Here is a 16,598-nt window from a genome sequence, read left to right as displayed (position 1 = left end):
GACTGAATAAATGTAACGGGTGTCACGCAGCTGTCGGTGAGAACGCGAGGAAGTCGGCTTCGCCGCCGTGGACGACGAGGCACGTGGACTCCGGCACTTCCTCCCATGCTCCTTGGAGGTCGCCCAAGGGCTCGGAGACGACCAGGCGCGCGTCTTCGGAGAGCCCCTGCAGGAGGACATTGTCCGGGAAATGGGCCTGCAAGGTCGAAATGTCGGTGCTGCGGAAGAGCGATCGGGAAACGCCCTCGCTGGAGTACCGGAAGGCCCACGTAGTGTCGCCGTTGGTGGTCGCCACTGTCATCTGGATCGGGTTCTCGATCCCGTGGCGCCGTCCGACGTCCTCGATGAACCCGACCGCGGAGGCGACCGCTGCCGGCTGGTCCTGTTCGAGGCCGAACGTCAGCGCCAGGTAGAAAAAGACTTCGGAGTCCGTTGATCCTTCGATATCCGGGAACAGCCCGGGCTCCACGGCCAGCGCGAGGTCTCGTTTCACGGCCGGGAAGTCCCTGATGAGCCCGTTGTGCATCCACAGCCACCGGTCGTGGCGGAAGGGGTGGCAGTTCGATTGCTGGACCGCAGTTCCGGTGGAGGCACGAATGTGCGCGAAGACGCGGCCGGATCTGGCATGGACCGACAGCTCCCGGAGGTTGCGGTCGTTCCACGCCGGCTCGGTACTGCGGAACACGCCCGGATTCGGCTGGGCTGAGTACCACCCGACACCGAAACCGTCCCCATTGGTGGTTTCCGCGCCTAAGCGGGAGTGTTTGCTTTGCACCACGAGCGAGTTGGTGGGTTTGAAGAGGAGATCCTCCAAGCTCACAGGCGAACCCGAGTAAGCGAGCCATCTGCACATTTCATGGTCCTTTCCGAGGCAATTCCAACACTGCCGCAGTGCTCGCGGATCATCTCCTGTGAATGATTCTGCTCCGCAGCTGCCGGGGCTATGTACGACGGACGGCCCGAAAGCCGGGAACCCGGCCCGGCCGCAGACCATCCGGTGCGGGTGAGGCTGCACCAGGACTCCCTGCGGATAATCGGCGATAAGGCAAGAGCTCGACGGCCGCACGCGGGATCAGGAGCTGCACATGAAAGTCGGTCCAGTTGAAGTCATCGTCTGCGCCTTCCCGGAGCCGGAAGTTGATGAGCCGGTCATCGTATCGCTCAGCAGGGCCGTGCAGTCCGGAGCGATTGCCCTCATCGACCTGGTCCTCGTCATGCGGGACGCACAGGGTGTGGTGCACGTGCGTGACCTCGAAGATGACTTGCCCCCGGCCTGGTCTGCCATGGTTGTCGGTTCCCGCCCGTTGACCCTGCTCAGCGACGCGGACATCGGGATCGCGGCGGAATCCATTGGCAACAACGAGACCGCCCTGGTGGCAGCCCTCGAGCACCGCTGGGCGCAGCGCCTCGCGGAAGACGTCCGCCATGCCGGAGGTGTTGTTGCCCTGCACGTCCGGATTCCCCACGAAACAGTCGTGAGGGCCTTTGAGGCAGACGGGGTCGAGGCGACCTGACTCTGGAACCGACAGGAGGAAATCCCATGCCGTCAGCCAGGAGCAGAAGGCCCGGTCTGCTGGGAAGCGTCTCGCGGACAGCCGTCGTTTCCGGAACGGTGGGTGCGACGTCGAATACCGCCGAGCGCCGGGCCCGTGCGCGCTGGGACCAAGAGGCCTCGGACGCCGGGACGGTAGCCCCTGACATGCCGGCCGCCGAGGTGCCGGCCGCCGAAGTTCCGGCAGCCGGAGGCCAGCTCGCCGACCAGCTTGCCCGGCTCGCCGAACTGCGCATTTCCGGCGTGCTGACCGATGACGAATTCGCCGCCGCGAAAGCCAGGCTGCTGACATGAAACAGCCTTGGCCCGGCGCCCGCTCCATCGCGTGCGACGACCCGCAGGATCCGGAGCAGCATCGAGCCGGCCGCTAACGGAACATAGGAGGGACCCATGAGCCCGGAACCAGCTGCACCTGAGCCGCGTCCCGCCCTTCCGCGCAGCACCACCATCCTGCTCACCCTCGGCGGCGCGACCATCGCAGCGTTTGGCCTGTCCGCAGCCCGGGGCGTCTTCACCCCGGTCTTCCTGGCGTTTGTGCTGACGCTTTGCGTGCACCCCTTGCGGCACTGGATGCAGGCACACGGAATCCGCCGGGGCGTGGCCACCGGAACCACGATCGTCGCCGTCTTTGCCCTGCTGGCCGGCCTCACCGCCATCCTCATCACGGCGCTCGCGCAGTTTTCCGCGCTGCTGCCTCAGTATGCCGCCCAGCTCGGCGAACTCGGCGCCTCTATCGCCGCGCTGCTGGAAAAGATCGGGTTCGGCACCGAACAGGTGCAGACCGTTCTCCAGGGCTTTAGCCCGAGCCGCATTATCAGTTTCGTCGCCGCCCTGCTGGGCAACATCACGGCAGTCGTCGGCATCCTCGTCGTCATTCTGACGACGCTGATCCTCATGGCGATCGACGGCTCGCGCGTGCCGGCCCTGCTGACCCACCTGGAGTACCGCAGGCCATCCATCGTCGCGGCGTTCAACGACTTCGCCACGGGGGTCCGCCGCTATATGGTCGCCACAACGATCCTCGGAGCAGCGCAGGGCCTGGTCAACTGGGTCGTCCTGCTCATCCTGCAGGTTCCCGGCGCCCTGCTGTGGGGGCTGCTCTCGTTCATCTGCAGCTTCATCCCCAATATCGGCTACTTCATCGCCATCGTCCCGCCCTTGTTCTTCGGGTTCCTCACGGGAGGCTGGCCGACCGCCGCCGCCGTCATCGTGCTCTACGGGGTGGTCAACAGCATCATCCAGTCCATCATCCAGCCGAAATTCGTCGGCAACGCGGTGGCCCTGAGCGAGACGCTGACCTTCGTCTCCGTCCTGTTTTGGGCGTTGGTCCTCGGTCCGGTGGGCGCCATCCTTGCCGTCCCGCTGACCCTCCTGGCCCGCACCATCCTCCTCGACTCGGACCCGGCCCTGGCCTGGTGGCGGCCGTTTACCGGGGACAGAACGGAGCTCAAGGCGCTCCTCGAGCAGGAAGACCACGAGATCCGCGCACGCCGGCGGCGCGGCAACCAGAACCCTGAGCCCGGCGGTTTACCGGGCACCTGACAAGGGGCAGCAGGCGAAGCGAAACGCAACGGGGCATCTCCACGCTGCAACCGGCCAGTGCTGCAACCGGTCAGTGCGGTGCTCGGTAGTCAGTGCGCGCCGAGAATCTCGATCAGCGAGAAGGAGAGGCCGAAGCCCACCGCGGCGGTGATTCCGGTGACGGCGCCGGCGTCCTTGATCGCCTCCGGAATCATGTGGACGATCACATAGGTGAGGATGCCGCCGCCGGCGAACGCCAGCACAAACGCCACGAGTTCCTCCGGTGCCGGCGCCAGCAGCCCCGTGAAGGCGGCAGTGGCCACTCCGCACAGGAGCATCATCGCCAGCCAGCCGCCGATAATCTGGGCCCTGGTATGGCCCGCAGCGCGCAACGGCCCGGTGTCGGCCATGGACTCGGGGAACCCGCACAGGAAGACCGCGGCAAGCACCGCGGCGCTGAGTCCGGTGCTGCCGAGCAGGCCCCCGGTGATGATGATGGCTTCCGCGATCACGGACAACCCCACGATCCAAAAGCTCGGATCGTGGCGGGGAGGTCCTGACAACCTGCCGCCCCGCAGCTTGCCTGAGGTCACCACGGCAGCCGCCACGGCCCCGCCAAGCAATCCCGCGCCGACGTAGCCGCTCCCGCCGGCCATCCGTCCGGCTTCTGCAATGAGCTTGTAGGACACGGCCGACAGCAGAGCGCCCGCGCCAAGCGCCGTCAGCGCGCCGAGGAAGACACTGTTGCCCACGTTCCAGCGCAGTGCGACCAGGCCGCCCAGGAGAAAGGACGAACCGGCCAGCAACCCCCAGCCAAGTGCCTCCAGCATCGACGTCCTCCCGCCTAGGCGCCCGCCCTGACAGAGAATATGGCGGCACCAGCAGAGCCTGAATCGGCCCCCTGCGGCATGGGCGTGCATCCCGTCATCCCAGGATCCTCTCGGCGGGTCCCGAAGCACCGGCGGCTCCGTAACCGCCATTATGGTCGGGAGCGGATGCACCTCGGATCATCCGGCGAGGATGAGACCCAGCCGTCGGCGGCGGGCGGCGCCCGAAGTACCCCGAAGGGTCAGTTGCAGCCCTCCGGACCGCAGGTCGCGCCGTCGTTAGCGTTGCCCGGCAGGACGGTCAGGGGAGAACGCTCGCCCCACGCCTGCTGCAGCGCGCGTCCGAACACCTCGGCCGGCTGCGCCCCGGAGATCCCGTATTTGCGGTCCAGCACGAAGAACGGCACGCCGTTCACGCCCAGGGCGCGCGCCTCGGCAATGTCGGCACGGACCTCGGCGGAGTATTTGTCGCCGGCCAGGGCCTCGCGCACCTCCGGCTCATCGAGGCCAAGTACGACGCCGGTGCGCACCAGGTAATCGATGTCGCCGATGTCTTCACCATGTTCGAAATGGCCGGAGAGCAGCGCCTCCTTTGCCGCGTCCATCCTGCCGTGTTCCTTGGCCAGGTGCATGAACCGGTGCGCCATGAAGCTGTTGGCCACCACGATCTTGTCGAAGTCGTAGGACAGGCCCTCGCCGGCGGCCTGGGCCGTGACATGCTCGAACATCTGGCGGACCTGCTGCTGCGGCATGCCCTTGATCTCGCTCAGGTATTCGGTCTCGGTGCCGTCATAATGCTGCGGCAGCGTGGGGTCCAGCTGGTAGCTGCGCCACTGGACTTCGACCTCATCCTTGTGTTCGAAGTTCTCCAGGGCGCTCTCGAAGCGGCGCTTTCCGATGAAGCACCAGGGGCAGGCGACGTCAGACCAGATCTCAACTTTCATGGACACGTCAACATTCGGGCGGGCGCCGGTATTCCTTAACGTAGTTGTCTGCTTTATGGCGGTTGCCCCGCAGCGTTAGGCCAGCAGCTGCAGTTTCCTCGCCGAGGCTACTGCCTGCAGCTGCGTGCGTGCGTCCAGCTTGCTCAGTATCGATTTCACGTAGCCCCGGCAGGTATTCAAGGTGATGTTGAGGTTCCTTGCCGTGGTGCGGACATCACAGCCTTCGGCAAGGAGAACCAGAACCTGCATCTCCCTTCGGGTGAGCGCAGGGGCTTTCGATGCGGCTCCGGGTACAACGGCGGGTACCAGCGGTGACGGGTGACCTGTCATCGCTCCCGGCCGGGCATGTCGGATTGCCTCCATCAGGCCTTCCAATGGGCCGTTCATGGGCAGCACGCCGCTGATCGCGGTTTCGGAGGCGCGGGACAGGATTTCCTGGACAGGGCCAGTGGTAAGCAGAATGATTCTTGCCAACGGAGCTGATGCGAGGATCCGGTCGGCTGCCTCGAGCCCGTCACCGTCCGGCAGGGCGCAATCCACGACGACAACGTCCGGTCCGACACCGGCGCAAAGCACCGCTGCCTCGTTGATAGTCCCGGCGAACCCTGCCGAAGCCAAGCCTTGGCGAAGGGTCACCTCCCGGCAGAGCAGCTCCGCAAACAATGCTTGACTGCTGACCACAGCAACGCGCGCAACAGCATTTCCCCGAGTACTCATCCGTACTGTCCTTGTCCCCAGACGACCTGTCCTTGTCCCCCGACGACAGGCCCCAAATGCGATCCCCGCATCGGAACCCAGACCCGATTCTGCTTCATCCCTCCACAGGACGTCCAATATGACTCGCCTGAGCAGTGGATCAGAGCAGCGGAAGTGAGGTCCGGCCGTTAGGCCGGAAGGTCAGGACCGCCCCCGGAGCGTCGCCCCAACATGGTCCGGCGAAAGCGGCATGCGCCGGTCCGATTCATTGACCTGCCCACGAGTCGGGGCCATGCTGTCCAGTACAAAGACAGGCCGCTGTTTCGCGGAGGGCGACATGGTTGAAATCAGGGACAACAAAGGCGTCGGTTACGGCCTGCTTAGCGCAGTGACGATGGCGAACGCCGCGCTGGGCGCCGACCCCTCCGTCAGAACCCTGCGTACCGCTGCCCGGTTCCTTGATCGGGAACTCGGCAAGATCGCCGGGGCCGATACGCTGTGGGACGAGATCAGGAGCTTTGCCGAAGCCAGCGAATTTCGGAAGTCCAATCTGCCTAGGGACGCCCTGTGTCTGATCGGTGATGTCTTTATCGGGTCCTTGGCCACCCGGCTGACCGCCGCGGGCTGGCACTATCCGCCGTCGCCGTCGGCCGGGGAAATGATCGAAGAAACGCAGACAGCGTTCCGTTTCGCCGCGTCGAGGTGGCGGCGTGGCCACTCGCTGACAGGGCGGGTGGATAACGCCCAGCTTGCTCTGCAAAGGTTCCTGTCGGCTCTGCACCAAGACATGAAGTCCACTGACCCAAAGATGCTTCGGCGACCGGTGAGCCAGGCGCGCCGGGCTGGAACGAAGACTTTGCTGGCGCTGGACTTGGCAGGCACTGACGTCGAAGTCACGACCGGGAACAACTTCGACGCCGTGTTTGGGCTTCCCGCCTCTGGTTTATCAATCAGATTCGTCGTCCCGGCACCTTGGCACAACGAATTGCAGGCGGAACAGATCCACGGCCTCCTCGTCGCGGCGGCCTGTGCGGACATCAGCGCGGCGCTGGACCCTGGCGCCCTATTCCACGACCCGAAAGAGGGGGCCAAACTGGACCCCGATGGCTATGAGTACCAACCCGGATGACGTACAGCATTTCCCCAACTTCGACTCGAGGCTTTCTTCGTGGCTGCCAAGCCGACATGGATCTGCGTCTGTCTGGGCGGCAGGCAACTGGAGCAGTGTGCGTACCAGTGACGTGGAATGGCGGTGCCTTCATGTGGAAGGCACCGAGTTCGGGATCGAAACCCGGGGTTCGGGGGCAGATTGCTTCGTGCTGGTGCCTGGAATCGGAATGTCCCCCCGGTACTTTGTCCCCCTTGCCCGGGAACTAGCGGCCACAGCAACTGTGCACGCCCTACACCTGCCCGGCTTCGGCGCGGCAAGGCGCCCGCTCCAGGCGCTGCCGATCAGGGAAACCGGCCGACTGGCCGCGCAAGCGCTGCAGCAACTGCATACCGGCCGGTTCATCGTCGTCGGACATTCCATGGGATGCCTGATCGGGGTCGAAATGGCGCTGGCCGATCCGACCGCGGTCCGGTCGCTGGTGCTGCTCGGGCCCCCCATCAACAGCCGGGAGCGGACCATCCGGATCCAGCGGCGGCGGCTGATCCAAGACACCTTCCGGGAGCCGCCCAAGGTGGCATGGACGGCGGCCGGCGACTATCTGCGCTGCGGGCGCCGCTGGTACTACGCTAATGCGGCGCACATGATCGGATACCGGCTGGAGGAGCGGCTGCCGCTGATCGAGGCCCCGATCGTCCTTGTCCGGGGAGAACACGATCCCATCGCCCCGCGGTCCTGGCTGGCCGAGCTAGCGGCTGCCGGCGAAGCGGCGGCCGTGTCGGAAGTGCCCGACGAGGCCCATGCCGCGATGTACCGGAGCCCGGCGGCCGTGGCCCGGCACTGCCTGGATCTGGCGGCCAGATCGTGAAGCACCTCGCAGAGACAGGTTCAGCCTTCGCCGGTCGCCGCGGAGTGAAGGTGGCTCGCGACGGGCCGCCGGGCTCCGGGCTTCCGGCCGTGCACCAGGACGTAGACGCCGATGCTGAGGACCACCAGCGCGCAAAGCCCCGCGTACATTCCGCCGAACCCCGTCATCGGCAGGAAGACGCCGAGCAGCACCGGACCGAAGCCCACGCCCACATCGAGCATCACGAAGAACGTGGACGTCGCCAGGCCCATCCGGGCCTCCGGCACGGCGTTGACCGCGATGGCCTGGACGGCCGGCATCAGGCCGCCGAAGCCGAGCCCGCTGAAAGCCGCCGCAAGCATGATCGTGGCGACGCTCGGCTCGAACGCGAGCAGCGCCAGCCCCGCCGCGAAGACCAGCAGCATCGGATACATGACCATGTTGTCGCCGCGCCGGTCTTGGATCCGTCCGGCGAAGAGCCGGGAGACGAGCACGGCGATGGCGTAGACCAGGAAGAACAGGGCGGCCGCCGAATCCAGCCCCTGCTCCCGCGTGTAGGAGGTCAGGAACGCCACGATGCCGGAGTAGGCGAAACCGCCCAGCAGCGTGACCAGCGAGATCGGCAGGGCATCCGGATCGACGATGGACGTCAGGCCCATCCGCCGCCTCTTCTTCGCCGACGGAACGGGGGCTGGCGAAGCCGGGTCTTCCGGGGCCGGATTTTCGACGGCGGGGGTGCGGCGCTCGGGCAGCCGGACCAGCAGGCCCACCGTCAGCGCCGCAATCGAGGAGACCGTGCAGAACCAGAAAATGCCGTCGTAGTTGCCGCCCGCGGACAGCAGCACCGCCAGGAACGGGCCCACCGCCGTCGACAGCGTCGTCGAAACCCCGAAGTAGCCGGTTCCCTCGCTGCGCCGCGCCGGCGGGATGAGCCCCTGCACGCCGGCCGCCAGCGCCGTGCTCCCCGCCCCGAACGCCATGCCGTGCAGCAGCCGCAGCGCCAGCAGCAGCCCGAGCGAGCCGCTCGGAATGTAGAGGTAGGACAGCAGGGTGTAGGCGGCCAGGCTGACGATAAGCAGCCGCTTCCGGCCCACCACTTCCATCAGGCGGCCGCTGAACAGCCGCGCCACCACCGCGCCGATGATGAAGGAGCTGGACGCGAAGCCCGCCGCGCTGTCCGAGGCCTGGAACCGCTCCACGGCGTAGAGCGCCATCGAGACCATCAGGAGGTAGTAGACCATCGAGATGAACAAGTTGGTGACGATCGCGAGGATGAAGTCCTTGGTCCACAGCCTGCTTGTCTGTTCAATGCCCACGTTTGCCGCTGGTTCCTCTCCTCGACCTGGTACCTGATGTTTGCCCGAAGCAACATTCCATTATCCTCCTTTGCGAAGGTGCCTTAGTGCCCCTCGTGAGGGCTAGCATGTCGGCATGGAAGATTCGATCATGCTCCGTTTCCTCGCCGCACCGGCCGACGTCGCCCAAGACGGGACCACGGTGCAGGCGGGCAGGGTGCTGGAGTGGATCGACAAGGCCGGCTATGCCTGCGCCGTCGGCTACTCGGGCGGCTACTGCGTCACCGCCTACGTGGGCAACGTGCACTTCACCCGGCCCATCGTCAACGGCGACCTGATCGAGGTCACGGCCCGCATCGCGCACACCGGCCGCTCCAGCATGCAGGTGGTGGTCACCGTCGACGCCGCCGACGTGCGCTCCCGCCAGTTCAAGCCCGCCATGGACTGCATCCTCGTGTTCGTCGCCGTCGACGAGGACGGGCGGCCGCGCCGGATCCCGGCCTGGGAGCCGGGCGATGAGGCCTCCGCACGCCTGGCCCGCGGCATCGCCGGCCGGGTCGAGGCCCGCCGCGACATCCGCGACATCATGCGCGGCCAGGAGTACACGGACGCCGGAACGACGCCGGAGGAACGCTTCCGTTTCCTGGCCGCCCCGGGCGACGTGAACTGGGGCGGCAACGCGCACGGCGGAATCGTCATGCGCTGGATCGACGAGGTGGCCCGGGCCTGCGCCATGGGCTGGTGCGGCGCCGACGCGGTGGCCGTGTACTCGGGCGGCATCCACTTCCTGAGCCCCATCCATATCGGCGACCTGGTGGACCTGTCCGCCCGGATGATCCACACCGGCCCGCACTCCATGCACATCGCCGTCCACGTGCGGGCCCGCGACCCGCGCGGCGGCGAATGGCGGGACACCACGCAGTGCATGACCGTGTTCGTCACGCGGAACCCGGACGGCCACGCCGCCGAAGTTCCGCAGCTCGTGCTGCGCACCGACGAGGACAGGAGGCTGGACGCGCACGCCCTGGACCTGGTCCGCCGCCGGGCCGCCCTGCCGCCGCTGGAGTTCGACGTCGAGCGGACGTACTAGCCCCGGGGTCCCGGCTCCGGGACTGCCGGCACAGCCAGCGACGCTGGCCCTCAGCGACAGCAGGCTCAGCCGCGCCGCTCCGCCGAAACGGCGGCGGCAGGCTCCACCGGCTCGCCGGTTTCGTCCAGCAGCTCGGCGCGGGCGTGCCCCTTGCCCTTGACTCCGAACCGGTAGGCCACGAACAGCAGGCCGATCCACACCACGCCCACCACCATGGCCACGCGGGTCTCCGGCATCACGCCCAGGAGCACCACGATGAACACCATGAACGCCAGCGCCGCGTAGGACGCCACCGGCCAGAACGGCACGCCGAACTCGGAGGCCGGCAGGTTCTTCCGTGCAATCTCGCGCTTCATTCCGATGTGCGAGAGCAGGATCATCAGCCACACCCAAACGGTCGCGAAGGTGGCGATCGACGCGATGATCAGGAACAGGGACTCGGGCAGCAGGGCGTTAAGTACGACGCCGGCCAGCAGCACCGCGGTCATCGTCGCCACGGTCATCCACGGGACCCCGTGACGGGAGATCTTGGCGAACGCGGCCGGAGCCTGTCCCTGCTGCGCCAGCCCGTACATCATCCGGCCGGCCCCGAAGGTGTCCGAGTTGATCGCCGAGAGCGCGGCTGTGATGACCACGGCGTTGAGGATGTGCGCCGCGGCCGGAATCCCCAGTGCATCGAAGATCTGCACGAACGGGCTGGTCTCGCCGTCGATCTGGTTCCACGGGAAGATCATCATCAGCACGCCGAGGGTCAGCACGTAGAAGAGCAGGATGCGCACCGGCACGGTATTGACCGCCGCGGGGATGGCCTTCTTCGGGTTCTCCGCCTCGCCGGCCGTGATGCCGATCGTCTCGATCCCGCCGAAGGCGAACATCACGATAGAGAAGGAAGCCAGCAGCCCCCAGAATCCGTTCGCGAAGAACCCGCCCTCGCCGAGCATCGTGCCCAGGCCCGGATTCGCGGCATCGGGCAGTCCGAAGCCGAAGACCACAATGGCAATGCCGCCGGCAATCATCGCGATGATCGCCGAGACCTTGATGATGGAGAGCCAGAACTCGGCCTCGCCGAAGACCTTCACCCGCATCAGGTTCAGCGCCGCGATCAGGAAGACCACGGCCAGGATCCAGATCCAGCGCGGCACCTCCGGGAACCAGAAGCCCATGTAGATGCCGAAGGCCGTCACGTCCGCGATCGCCACGATGGCCATCTCGAACGCGAACGTCCAGCCCGTGATGAACCCCGCGAACGGCCCGAGGTAGCGGCTGGCGTACTGCCCGAACGAGCCCGAGACCGGATGCCGCACCGCCATCTCGCCGAGCGCCCGCATGACCAGGAAGACGGCCGCCCCACCGATCATGTAGGCCAGCAGCACCGCCGGTCCGGCCGACTGGATCGCGGCCGCGGACCCGTAGAACAAGCCCGTCCCGATCGCGGAGCCGAGGGCCATGAAGCGGATGTGGCGGACATTCAAGCCGCGGGCGAGAGCCTGGGCGAATTGAGGCATGGCAACAAACCTAGTTTCGGCAGAAAAGGGGAATGGCCTGCAAATGCGGCCAATCAATTCTACGCCCGGGCCCGCGCCCGAATTGACTCCCGTGCCCGGCGCCACATCGCCGGCCGCGGCGGCGGGCCAGCACCAGGCACCAGTATCTGCCCGGCCGGGGATTCCGCCTCATCCACGGCCGCCCTTGCCGCGGCATCGTAGGCTACAGCCATGGCCATCATCTACGACGCAGTCCTGAACCCGACCAAGCAGGAACTCCTCTCCACCTGGCTGCCGAAGCAGTCCTGGTTCCCGCCGGAGGCTGACGCCGCGGACCTGGAGTACCTCGGCGCCTATCGCTTCGATGACCCCGCCGACGCCGTCGGCATGGAATCCCACCTGCTCCGCCTCGACGGCCGCATCGTGCACGTCCCGCTGACCTACCGCGGAGCGCCGCTGGACGGAGCCGAGACCGCCCTCGCCGGCACCATGGAGCACTCCGTCCTCGGTGACCGCTGGGTCTACGACGCCACCGCCGACCCGGTCTACGCCGCCGCCCTCGCCGCCGCCGTCCTGCAGGGCGGCACCGGGGCCGACGTGTTCCGCGACGTCGACGGCACCCTCGAGCCCGTCCCCGCCGTCGTCACCGTCCGCGGCAGCGGTACCCCGGGCGCGCAGGTGCCGGAAATAACGACGGCGGCCCCCGCCACCGCGGGGAGCGTCACCACCATCGAGGCCGGCGAAACGACCCTCGCCGTCGACCACCTCCCCGCAGCCCACGACAGCGCCGCCGGCGCCCACTTCCTCACCGGCAGCTGGGATGGCCAGCAGCCGCTCGTCCTCGCCTCGATTTCCTGAGGGGTCCGCCCGGCGCGGCCGCATTCGCGCTGCCCGCGCCATAGCAGCCGGAGGCCCGGGACCGAACGGATCGGTCCCGGGCCTCCGGCTGGATCCGGCAGGTTGGCTAGGCGTGGCGCCCGCGCAGGGCGGCCGGCCTCTCGGCGCCGGCCTGCTTGGCCTCACTCTTCGCGCCGTCTTTGACCGGGGCATCGGGGCGCCGTTCGTGGAGGAAGTAGACGATGCCGGCGGCGATGGCCGAGACCGCGGCGAGGCCGAAGAGGCCCGGGATGACGCTGCCGGTCTGTTCCTTGATGATGCCGAAGCCGAACGGGGCGACAAACCCGCCGAGGTTGCCGATGGAGTTGATGATCGCGATAGCCGGCGCCAGCACCATCGGGTGCAGGCCGGACTGCGGGATGGTCCAGAACAGCGGGGAGGCGCTCTTGAAGCCCATCGCGGCGATGGCCAGGAACACCAGGGCCAGGACCGGCGAGTCCACGGCGGCGCAGTACGTGCCCGCGGCGGCAACCAGCAGCGCCACCACCAGCAGCGGCCGCTTGGAGCGCGCCTTGTCCTGCAGCTTGCCGGCGAAGTACATGGCGAAGACCGCGCAGACCCACGGGATGGCGGAGAGGAAGCCGACGGTCAGGTCGGTCGTGCCGGGGATTTGCCGCACGATGGCCGGCAGCCAGAAGGTGTTGGCGTAGATGGAGAGCTGGATCGAGAAGTAGAGGAGGCAGAGCAGCATGATCTGCGGGTTGAGCAGCATCTTCCAACGGTTCAACTTGGCCCCGTCGTCGTTCTTGATATGCGCAGCGTCCTCGGCCTCAATGGTGGCGCTGAGGGCGGCCTTCTCGCCGGCCGTCAGCCAGCGGGCGTCCTGGATCCTGGAGTCCAGCAGGAAGAACACAATGATGCCGACGACGACGGAGAGCGCGCCCTCGATGCCGAACAGCCACTGCCAGCCGTGCAGTCCGAGGGTGTCGTCCAAGGTCAGCAGGCTGCCGGCGATCGGGCCGGACAATGCGGCGGCGATCGAGGATCCGGCGATGAACAACGCCGTCGCGCGGCCGCGCTGGCCGGCAGGCACCCAGCGGGAGAAGTAGAAGATGACGGCCGGGAAGAAGCCCGCCTCGGCCGCGCCCAGCAGGAAGCGCAGGACGTAGAACATCGTCTCGTTCTGGACGAAGGACATCAGGAACGCCACGATTCCCCAGCTGACCATGATCCGGGCCAGCCATACCTTGGCGCCGTACTTCTCCATCATCACGTTGCTGGGCAGCTCGAATAGCGCGTAGGCGATGAAGAACAGGCCGGCCCCGAAGCCGTACGCCGCGGCGCCGATGCCCACGTCGGCCTGCAGGTGTTCCTGGGCGTAGCCGATGTTGGAGCGGTTCAACTGGTTGCACACCAGCATGACCAGCATGATGGGCAGGACGCGGGAGAAGAATTTCTTGGTGGCTGTGGCCACATCCGCCACGTCGAGCGCTACAGACTGCATGGAGGGCTGACCCTTCGGATAGATGAAGCTGGTGAACTGCGGCACTCGGTCCTGTGTGCGGAGCCACAGCGCATCGGCCACGTTATCCAGTCGGATTGATGCCCGTCCAAGACATCACACGCATTGAATGATGCCCAGAGAGCAATGAAAACCGCTTCCGCCCCGAAAATTGGCTGGTCAACGGCCCCCGCGTTGTCCAGCTCCAGGGCGTCCCGGTTCTGGCCTTGCCCATAATTGTGACACGCCCCACGTGCGCCCGCCGTCATATTCCGGGTGGAGAGCACCCTCGTGCCCGCTCGTTCACGGTCCGGCCGGTTGTGCCGCTCCTTCCGGGGGGAACGTAGGCGTCGGTGTACCGCTACCCGTGGCGAGGAACTCAACGTACAATTTCAAGTACGTCAGAGGTAGTTATGCGAACAATGTCTTATTCCGAGTCCAGGGCCAAGTATGCCGAAACCCTAAACTCCGTCGTGGATGACCGGGAGGAAGTGGTGATCACCCGGGCCGGGCACGAGCCCGTGGTGATGGTCGCGCTGGACGACTATGAATCCTTGAAGGAATCCGCTTACCTGCTTCGAAACCCTGCCAACGCCCGCCGCCTGCTTGCCTCCATCGAGCGGCTGGAAAAGGGGCGCGGCACTGAACATGACCTCGCCGAGTGAGGCTTGTCTGGGACGAGGATGCCTGGGCCGACTATGAGTGGTGGCAAGTCCAAGACCGCAAGATGCTCAAGCGGATCAACCTTCTCATCCGGGACATTGCCAGGAACGGCAATGAGCGGATCGGCAAGCCTGAGCCGCTCAAGCACGGTTTTCAGGGCTATTGGTCGCGGCGCATCAATGAAGAACATCGGCTCGTCTACAGGACTACAGGCGATGAGATTCTGATTGCGGCCTGCCGCTACCACTATGAGTAGCTGAGCTCATTCCATCAGTGAGGTGGGAGCACTAAAACATCCGGAGGACAACGGATCGGCCCCCGGCTCAGTGAGTCGGGGGCCGATCCTATTTTGTTGCTCCGCGGGGCCGCCGCTCCGCCCGGCTTTCGGGCTGCCTGTGGCGAAGAAAGCGTGGAGCGGGCGGCTCCGCGGAAAGAGGAGCCGGCGGGCGGGATGGAAGGTACCGCCCGCCGGAGGTTGGGGGAGGGGCCGCCCTGTTGGAGCGGCCCCTCCGATGCCTACGCGGCGACCATCTCCCGCTCCGGCTGCGGCTGGCGCCGGCGGCGGGGCTGCTCGTCCTTGCCGTCCAGGTAATCGGTGTACGCGGGCGTGGTCAGGAAGGGCGGGAAGTCGCGGCCCAGCGAGACGGTCTCGAAGATCTCGCGGGCGTCATCGAAGCGGTCGCCGTCGAACCGGGGCAGCTTGTCGAACTCCTCGTCCAGCAGGTCCCGAACCCAGCGCTCGGTGACGATTTCGCCGTCGTTAGTGATGGCGTGGGCGTTGATCCACTGCCAGATCTGCGACCGCGAGATCTCGGCGGTGGCGGCGTCCTCCATCAGGTTCTTGATGGCGGCCGCGCCGTGGCCCCGCAGCCACGACTCGATGTACTGGATGCCGACCTCGATGTTGGTGCGGATGCCGGTCTCGGTGATGGAGCCCTCGGTGCCGGCGATGTTCAGCAGGCCGCGGTCGTCCGGGGTGACGTCCTCGCGCTTGCGGTCGATCTGGTTCGGCCGCTCGCCGAGCACGGAGTCGAAGACCTCGCGGGCCACCGGCACCAGGTCCGGATGCGCCACCCAGGAGCCGTCGAAGCCGTCGCCGGCCTCGCGGGTCTTGTCGGCGCGGACCTGCTCCATCGCGATCTTGTTGATGTCCGGCTTGCGGCGGTTCGGGATGAAGGCGGCCATCCCGCCGATCGCCATCGCCCCGCGGCGGTGGCAGGCGCGGACCAGTTGCTCGGTGTAGGAGCGCATGAACGGGGCCGTCATGGTGACCTGGGTGCGGTCGGGCAGGACGAACCGGGGGCCGCGGGTGCGGAAGTTCTTGATCACGGAGAAGATGTAGTCCCAGCGGCCGGCGTTCAGGCCCGAGGCGTGGTCGCGCAGTTCGTAAAGGATCTCCTCCATCTCGAACGCTGCGGTGATCGTCTCGATCAGCACGGTCGCGCGGATGGTGCCCTGCGGGATGCCGAGCAGGTCCTGGGCCAGGATGAACACGTCGTTCCACAGCCGGGCCTCGTGGTGGGACTCGATCTTCGGCAGGTAGAAGTATGGGCCGCGGCCCTGTGCGATCAGCCGCTGGGCGTTGTGGAAGAAGTAGAGGCCGAAGTCCACGATGCCGCCGGCCACGGGCTCGCCGCCGATCAGCATGTGCTTCTCAGGCAGGTGCCAGCCGCGGGGCCGCACCACGATGGTCGGCATGTCGGTCAGCTTCTCGCCGCGCAGCTTGTATTCCTTGCCGGCCTCGGTGGTGAAGTCGATCTTGCGGTCCAGCGCGTCGGTCAGGTTCAGCTGCCCGTTGACGACGTTGGACCAGCTCGGGGTGGAGGAGTCCTCCATGTCCGCCAGCCACACCTTGGCGCCCGAGTTCAGCGCGTTGATGGTCATCTTCCGGTCCACCGGGCCGGTGATCTCGACCCGGCGGTCCTCCAGCCCGGGCGCGATCGGGGCGACCTGCCAGGAGGAGTCCTCGCGGATGTGCCGGGTCTCCTCGAGGAAACGCGGGTCCTCGCCGCGGGCGATCGTGCGGCGGCGGTCCTCGCGCTGCTCGAGCAGTTCGCGCCGGCGCTCGGCGGTGGCGCGGTGCAGCCGGGCGACGAAGTCCAGCGCCTGCGGGGTCAGCACTTCCTCCTGCCGGCGCACGGGGGTGCCGGTCAGCGTGATGCCGTTCAAGGTGATCGGATCGTTCATGGGACTCACTCCTAAAAATTTTTGGGGTACGACGGCGGGTGCCCGC

The 16,598-nt window shown here is 66.8% G+C and carries 17 protein-coding genes; 9 read left to right on the top strand and 8 right to left on the bottom strand.

The features are described 5' to 3' along the window. Positions 1-22 precede the first annotated feature (22 nt). Positions 23-853, bottom strand: a complete 831-nt coding sequence (locus AHIS1636_RS19550; protein WP_264797536.1) for a class II glutamine amidotransferase — start codon at positions 851-853, stop codon at positions 23-25. Positions 854-1,085: 232 nt separating this feature from the next. Between AHIS1636_RS19550 and AHIS1636_RS19545 the strand changes: the two genes are divergently transcribed. From AHIS1636_RS19545 to AHIS1636_RS19535, 3 genes are all read left to right on the top strand, one after another. Further along, positions 1,086-1,514, top strand: coding sequence for a DUF6325 family protein (locus AHIS1636_RS19545; protein ID WP_264797535.1), 429 nt, complete (start codon positions 1,086-1,088; stop codon positions 1,512-1,514). A 26-nt stretch (positions 1,515-1,540) separates the two neighbouring features. Further along, positions 1,541-1,846, top strand: a complete 306-nt coding sequence (locus AHIS1636_RS19540) for an SHOCT domain-containing protein (RefSeq protein ID WP_264797534.1) — start codon at positions 1,541-1,543, stop codon at positions 1,844-1,846. A 96-nt stretch (positions 1,847-1,942) separates the two neighbouring features. After that, positions 1,943-3,094: an AI-2E family transporter gene (locus AHIS1636_RS19535; protein ID WP_264797533.1), complete on the top strand. Its 1,152-nt coding sequence runs from the start codon at positions 1,943-1,945 to the stop codon at positions 3,092-3,094. An 89-nt stretch (positions 3,095-3,183) separates the two neighbouring features. Here AHIS1636_RS19535 and AHIS1636_RS19530 read toward each other — a convergent pair whose 3' ends face one another. The 3 genes from AHIS1636_RS19530 to AHIS1636_RS19520 form a co-directional block, all read right to left on the bottom strand. Then, complete coding sequence (locus AHIS1636_RS19530; protein WP_264797532.1) at positions 3,184-3,903, bottom strand: ZIP family metal transporter; 720 nt, start codon at positions 3,901-3,903, stop codon at positions 3,184-3,186. Between the two features lie 239 nt (positions 3,904-4,142). Beyond that, complete coding sequence (locus AHIS1636_RS19525; protein WP_264797537.1) at positions 4,143-4,844, bottom strand: DsbA family oxidoreductase; 702 nt, start codon at positions 4,842-4,844, stop codon at positions 4,143-4,145. 75 nt (positions 4,845-4,919) lie between these two features. Continuing rightward, complete coding sequence (locus AHIS1636_RS19520; RefSeq protein WP_264797531.1) at positions 4,920-5,561, bottom strand: response regulator transcription factor; 642 nt, start codon at positions 5,559-5,561, stop codon at positions 4,920-4,922. Positions 5,562-5,877: 316 nt separating this feature from the next. On the opposite strand from AHIS1636_RS19520, the gene AHIS1636_RS19515 reads away from it, so the two are divergent. Beyond that, positions 5,878-6,669 carry a hypothetical protein gene (locus AHIS1636_RS19515; protein WP_264797530.1) on the top strand — a complete coding sequence of 264 codons (792 nt, stop codon included), beginning with the start codon at positions 5,878-5,880 and terminating at the stop codon, positions 6,667-6,669. Beyond that, positions 6,644-7,516: an alpha/beta fold hydrolase gene (locus AHIS1636_RS19510; protein ID WP_309298644.1), complete on the top strand. Its 873-nt coding sequence runs from the start codon at positions 6,644-6,646 to the stop codon at positions 7,514-7,516. Before AHIS1636_RS19515 ends, AHIS1636_RS19510 begins: the two co-directional genes overlap by 26 nt. Before the next feature lie 20 nt (positions 7,517-7,536). On the opposite strand, the gene AHIS1636_RS19505 is transcribed toward AHIS1636_RS19510, so the two are convergent. Next, positions 7,537-8,811 (bottom strand): MFS transporter, encoded by a 1,275-nt coding sequence (locus AHIS1636_RS19505; RefSeq protein ID WP_264797528.1) that lies wholly within the window; start codon positions 8,809-8,811, stop codon positions 7,537-7,539. A 115-nt stretch (positions 8,812-8,926) separates the two neighbouring features. On the opposite strand from AHIS1636_RS19505, the gene AHIS1636_RS19500 reads away from it, so the two are divergent. Continuing rightward, the gene (locus AHIS1636_RS19500; protein WP_264797527.1) at positions 8,927-9,880 is read left to right on the top strand and encodes an acyl-CoA thioesterase; all 954 of its coding nucleotides are present in this window, start codon (positions 8,927-8,929) and stop codon (positions 9,878-9,880) included. Positions 9,881-9,945: 65 nt separating this feature from the next. Here AHIS1636_RS19500 and AHIS1636_RS19495 read toward each other — a convergent pair whose 3' ends face one another. Continuing rightward, positions 9,946-11,385 (bottom strand): amino acid permease, encoded by a 1,440-nt coding sequence (locus AHIS1636_RS19495; protein WP_264797526.1) that lies wholly within the window; start codon positions 11,383-11,385, stop codon positions 9,946-9,948. 210 nt (positions 11,386-11,595) lie between these two features. On the opposite strand from AHIS1636_RS19495, the gene AHIS1636_RS19490 reads away from it, so the two are divergent. Continuing rightward, positions 11,596-12,222 (top strand): CG0192-related protein, encoded by a 627-nt coding sequence (locus AHIS1636_RS19490; RefSeq protein ID WP_264797525.1) that lies wholly within the window; start codon positions 11,596-11,598, stop codon positions 12,220-12,222. 106 nt (positions 12,223-12,328) lie between these two features. On the opposite strand, the gene AHIS1636_RS19485 is transcribed toward AHIS1636_RS19490, so the two are convergent. After that, positions 12,329-13,786 carry an MFS transporter gene (locus tag AHIS1636_RS19485; protein WP_264797524.1) on the bottom strand — a complete coding sequence of 486 codons (1,458 nt, stop codon included), beginning with the start codon at positions 13,784-13,786 and terminating at the stop codon, positions 12,329-12,331. Between the two features lie 329 nt (positions 13,787-14,115). On the opposite strand from AHIS1636_RS19485, the gene AHIS1636_RS19480 reads away from it, so the two are divergent. After that, entirely contained in the window at positions 14,116-14,367 is a 252-nt protein-coding gene (locus tag AHIS1636_RS19480) for a type II toxin-antitoxin system Phd/YefM family antitoxin (protein ID WP_264797523.1), read from the top strand. After that, positions 14,364-14,621 carry a Txe/YoeB family addiction module toxin gene (locus tag AHIS1636_RS19475; RefSeq protein ID WP_264797522.1) on the top strand — a complete coding sequence of 86 codons (258 nt, stop codon included), beginning with the start codon at positions 14,364-14,366 and terminating at the stop codon, positions 14,619-14,621. The genes AHIS1636_RS19480 and AHIS1636_RS19475 overlap by 4 nt, the downstream gene beginning before the upstream one ends. 260 nt (positions 14,622-14,881) lie before the next feature. On the opposite strand, the gene aceB is transcribed toward AHIS1636_RS19475, so the two are convergent. Further along, positions 14,882-16,552 (bottom strand): malate synthase A, encoded by a 1,671-nt coding sequence (gene aceB / locus AHIS1636_RS19470; RefSeq protein WP_264797521.1) that lies wholly within the window; start codon positions 16,550-16,552, stop codon positions 14,882-14,884. Between the last annotated feature and the right edge of the window lie 46 nt (positions 16,553-16,598).

The organism is Arthrobacter mangrovi (genome assembly GCF_026011795.1).
Taxonomy (GTDB): domain Bacteria; phylum Actinomycetota; class Actinomycetes; order Actinomycetales; family Micrococcaceae; genus Crystallibacter; species Crystallibacter mangrovi.
This window is presented reverse-complemented; position numbering and strand designations above follow the sequence as displayed.

Bases quoted from the DNA above. Each gene is read 5' to 3' on its own strand.
- AHIS1636_RS19550 (WP_264797536.1), bottom strand. From the start codon at position 853: ATGTGCAGATGGCTCGCTTACTCGGGTTCGCCTGTGAGCTTGGAGGAT.
- AHIS1636_RS19535 (WP_264797533.1), top strand. From the start codon at position 1,943: ATGAGCCCGGAACCAGCTGCACCTGAGCCGCGTCCCGCCCTTCCGCGC.
- AHIS1636_RS19495 (WP_264797526.1), bottom strand. From the start codon at position 11,385: ATGCCTCAATTCGCCCAGGCTCTCGCCCGCGGCTTGAATGTCCGCCAC.
- AHIS1636_RS19500 (WP_264797527.1), top strand. From the start codon at position 8,927: ATGGAAGATTCGATCATGCTCCGTTTCCTCGCCGCACCGGCCGACGTC.
- AHIS1636_RS19520 (WP_264797531.1), bottom strand. From the start codon at position 5,561: ATGAGTACTCGGGGAAATGCTGTTGCGCGCGTTGCTGTGGTCAGCAGT.
- AHIS1636_RS19530 (WP_264797532.1), bottom strand. From the start codon at position 3,903: ATGCTGGAGGCACTTGGCTGGGGGTTGCTGGCCGGTTCGTCCTTTCTC.
- AHIS1636_RS19540 (WP_264797534.1), top strand. From the start codon at position 1,541: ATGCCGTCAGCCAGGAGCAGAAGGCCCGGTCTGCTGGGAAGCGTCTCG.
- aceB (WP_264797521.1), bottom strand. From the start codon at position 16,552: ATGAACGATCCGATCACCTTGAACGGCATCACGCTGACCGGCACCCCC.
- AHIS1636_RS19490 (WP_264797525.1), top strand. From the start codon at position 11,596: ATGGCCATCATCTACGACGCAGTCCTGAACCCGACCAAGCAGGAACTC.
- AHIS1636_RS19480 (WP_264797523.1), top strand. From the start codon at position 14,116: ATGCGAACAATGTCTTATTCCGAGTCCAGGGCCAAGTATGCCGAAACC.
- AHIS1636_RS19545 (WP_264797535.1), top strand. From the start codon at position 1,086: ATGAAAGTCGGTCCAGTTGAAGTCATCGTCTGCGCCTTCCCGGAGCCG.
- AHIS1636_RS19510 (WP_309298644.1), top strand. From the start codon at position 6,644: ATGGCTATGAGTACCAACCCGGATGACGTACAGCATTTCCCCAACTTC.
- AHIS1636_RS19525 (WP_264797537.1), bottom strand. From the start codon at position 4,844: ATGAAAGTTGAGATCTGGTCTGACGTCGCCTGCCCCTGGTGCTTCATC.
- AHIS1636_RS19515 (WP_264797530.1), top strand. From the start codon at position 5,878: ATGGTTGAAATCAGGGACAACAAAGGCGTCGGTTACGGCCTGCTTAGC.